This is a genomic window from Paenochrobactrum pullorum (assembly GCF_041929845.1).
Lineage (GTDB): Bacteria > Pseudomonadota > Alphaproteobacteria > Rhizobiales > Rhizobiaceae > Paenochrobactrum > Paenochrobactrum pullorum.
Genome location: NZ_JBHEEH010000041.1, coordinates 1 through 3,091, shown reverse-complemented (window position 1 = coordinate 3,091; position 3,091 = coordinate 1). Strand labels below are relative to the sequence as shown.

2 protein-coding genes and 2 pseudogenes are annotated in these 3,091 nt (G+C 46.9%); 1 reads left to right on the top strand and 3 read right to left on the bottom strand.

Annotation, left to right across the window (positions count from 1 at the left end; translation table 11 throughout):
• Positions 1-155 (top strand): annotated as a pseudogene (locus tag JNC77_RS17480) (IS3 family transposase); the annotation flags it as partial.
• A gap of 126 nt (positions 156-281) precedes the next feature.
• Here the strand turns inward: JNC77_RS17480 and tdh are convergent.
• The 3 genes and pseudogenes from tdh to JNC77_RS17645 all read right to left on the bottom strand — a co-directional run.
• Positions 282-1,316, bottom strand: coding sequence for an L-threonine 3-dehydrogenase (tdh, locus tag JNC77_RS17475; protein ID WP_374834788.1), 1,035 nt, complete (start codon positions 1,314-1,316; stop codon positions 282-284).
• A gap of 46 nt (positions 1,317-1,362) precedes the next feature.
• Positions 1,363-2,550: a glycine C-acetyltransferase gene (locus tag JNC77_RS17470; protein WP_374834786.1), complete on the bottom strand. Its 1,188-nt coding sequence runs from the start codon at positions 2,548-2,550 to the stop codon at positions 1,363-1,365.
• A 273-nt stretch (positions 2,551-2,823) separates the two neighbouring features.
• Positions 2,824-3,005: pseudogene (locus JNC77_RS17645) on the bottom strand (IS30 family transposase); the annotation flags it as partial.
• Positions 3,006-3,091: the final 86 nt, after the last annotated feature.

The following is a 3,091-nucleotide window of genomic DNA, read 5'->3' as shown; positions in this document are numbered from 1 at the left end:
AGATGGTATGGCGTACAGTCTTTCAAACACGCATCAGCGCTGAAAAAGAACTTGGCCGATACATCGATGGCTTTTATGATCTAATAGGGCAGCACTCTTTATTGAGATATAAATCGCCAATAGGATTTGAAGCCATCACGGCCTGCACAGAGTGAAACTCTCTCCACTAATCAGGGCCAAAATCATTCTCTAATACGGTATGGCAATCATTGCATTCAATCAATGATTATTTCGTATTAGAAATAGCTTCGATGCTATCGCATCTAGCTGATAAAACTCCATTACCAGTCCATAACAACTTTACCAGAATTGCCACTGCGCATGGCTTCAAAGCCTGTCTCGTAATCGTTAATGCTGATCCGGTGGGTAATCAAGCCTGAAACATCGAGTGGGCCTTGCACTAAGGCAATCATTTTATACCAAGTCTCGAACATTTCGCGGCCATAAATGCCTTTCAGATGCAGCATTTTGAAGATAACTTTGTTCCAGTCAATTGAAAAACCGGTTGGAGCAATACCGAGGATCGCGATTTTACCACCATTATTCATCGTTTCAATCATATCCCGAAAGGCAGGTGCTGCGCCTGACATTTCCAAGCCCACATCAAAACCTTCAGTCATGCCGATACTCTTCATGACTTCGCGCAGATTTTCTTTCGATGCATCAACGACATGGCGCACTCCAAGTTTACGTGCAAGATCAAGCCTGACAGGGTTGAGATCGGTAATTACAACCTTTCGCGCACCGACAGATTGCGCCACCAATGCACCCATAATTCCTATGGGTCCTGCACCGGTCACAAGCACATCCTCACCAACGAGATCAAAGGAAAGGGCTGTGTGAACCGCATTGCCGAGAGGATCAAAGATCGCGGCAATTTCATCAGGCACATCGTCGGGAATAGCCACGACATTATGCTGCGGAATGGCGACATATTCAGCAAAAGAACCAGGCCGGTTAACGCCGACGCCTAATGTGTTACGGCATAAATGACCACGCCCGGCGCGGCAATTGCGACAATGCCCGCAGACAATATGGCCTTCACCCGAAACGCGTTGACCGGTTCTGTATTCGCTGACGGCTGAGCCGACATCAGCAATCGTGCCTACAAATTCATGGCCGGTTACCATCGGAACGGGGACAGTTTTTTGTGCCCATTCATCCCAATTGTAAATGTGAACGTCTGTGCCGCAAATAGCAGATTTTTTGACTTTAATAAGAACGTCATTAGGGCCGATTTCCGGGATGGGAACTTGTTCCATCCAGATGCCCGGTTCCGCTTTGGCTTTAACCAGAGCACGCATCATATTCGACATGCTGTTCTCCTTGGAGAGTGCCCATGCAGCAGTTACGCTGGCGGGATCAGATTATACCGAGTTCTTTGCCGACCTCACCGAACATCGCGACGGTGTAGTCGATATCTGCGATGGTGTGGGTTGCCGACATTTGTGTGCGTATACGTGCTTGCCCTTTTGGAACGACAGGGAAAGAAAAGCCGATGACATAAATGCCACGTTCCAGCATTTTGGCTGCCATTGCTTGCGCTATCGTGGCATCACCAAGCATGACCGGTATGATCGGGTGATCGGCGCCGGCCAAAGTAAAGCCGAGCTTTGTCATTTTGCTACGGAAATGCTGGGCATTATGGATGAGTTGTTGGCGCAAGCCGTCACCATTTTCGATGATGTCGAAAACTTTAAGCGATGCTGCTGCAATGGCCGGCATCAATGTATTGGAAAATAAATAAGGACGTGACCGTTGGCGCAACCAGTCAACAACAGGCGCCTTTGCCGATGTATAACCACCGGATGCACCGCCTAAAGCCTTGCCTAAAGTTCCGGTGATGATGTCGATACGGCCTTCAACACCACAATATTCAGCCGAACCACGTCCGTTTTTGCCGACAAAGCCAACTGCATGGCTGTCATCAACCATCACCATAGCATTATATTTATCCGCAAGGTCGCAAATGCCTTTAAGATTAGCGATAATACCGTCCATGGAAAAGACGCCATCAGTAGCAATCAGTTTGAAACGGCAGCCTTCGGTTTTTTTAAGCTCTTCTTCCAGCGAAGCCATATCATTATTGGCATAGCGAAAGCGTTTGGCTTTTGACAAACGTACGCCGTCAATAATGGATGCATGATTGAGTGCATCAGAAATTATGGCATCTTCTTCGCCTAGCAGTGTTTCAAACAGGCCGGTATTGGCATCAAAACAAGAGCCGTAAAGGATTGTATCTTCCATCCCTAAAAAAGATGAAATTCTACTCTCTAACTGTTTGTGCTCTTCTTGGGTTCCGCAAATAAACCGCACCGATGCCATTCCGTAACCATAGCGATCAAGTGCTGCCTGAGCAGCTTTGCGGATATCCGGATTATCAGCTAGGCCAAGATAGTTATTGGCACAAAAATTCAGAACTTTTTGGCCGCTATCCACTTCGATATTCACGGCTTGCATCGACGTTATGACACGTTCGGATTTATAAAGACCCGATGATTTTAATGTGTCCAGCTCCTCAGAAATATAAGAGATGAAAGAATTCGTCATAGGATGTCTCTCCACTCCGTAGAACAACCATTTATATGCTATAGAGCCGCCGGAGATGATAATCCGGCGGCGGCTTATCGGGTCACTTCAATATGAGAGCTTTGCTTCGCAACGGCGAGCTGTCAAGATGGTTTCAGTATAGCCATTAGGCTGAGTACGGCCTTTAAAGACAAGATCAGCAGCCGCTTTGAAGCCTAGGTCATCAAATGCTGGTGCCATTGAGCGATATGATATTGTGAACTCATGTTGAAACGCGACTTTTGCAGTTTCAGTTTACGCATAACAATATCTGTTTGCGATCAGTTTCTGCCGAAAGACTTCTACAGGTGTTTTGTAACCAAATATTTCCGCGGCGTATTATTGAGGCGATGACAGATGAATGCGGGGTCCCGATCATTGAGCGTGAGCGGATCAATATTTCGGGGAAGCCAGCGTCGAGTGCGTCTGTTGGTGTTTGGACTTGCTTCTTCGTAAAAGTGGAGAGGCGTTTTATATTAAACAGCCGTTCTCTCGAACTGAGCTGTGCTCATATAGTCGAGTG

What these genes read in the sequence shown, in the direction of transcription:
- JNC77_RS17470 (WP_374834786.1), bottom strand. Translation starts at nt 2,550, where the DNA reads ATGACGAATTCTTTCATCTCTTATATTTCTGAGGAGCTGGACACATTA.
- tdh (WP_374834788.1), bottom strand. Translation starts at nt 1,316, where the DNA reads ATGTCGAATATGATGCGTGCTCTGGTTAAAGCCAAAGCGGAACCGGGC.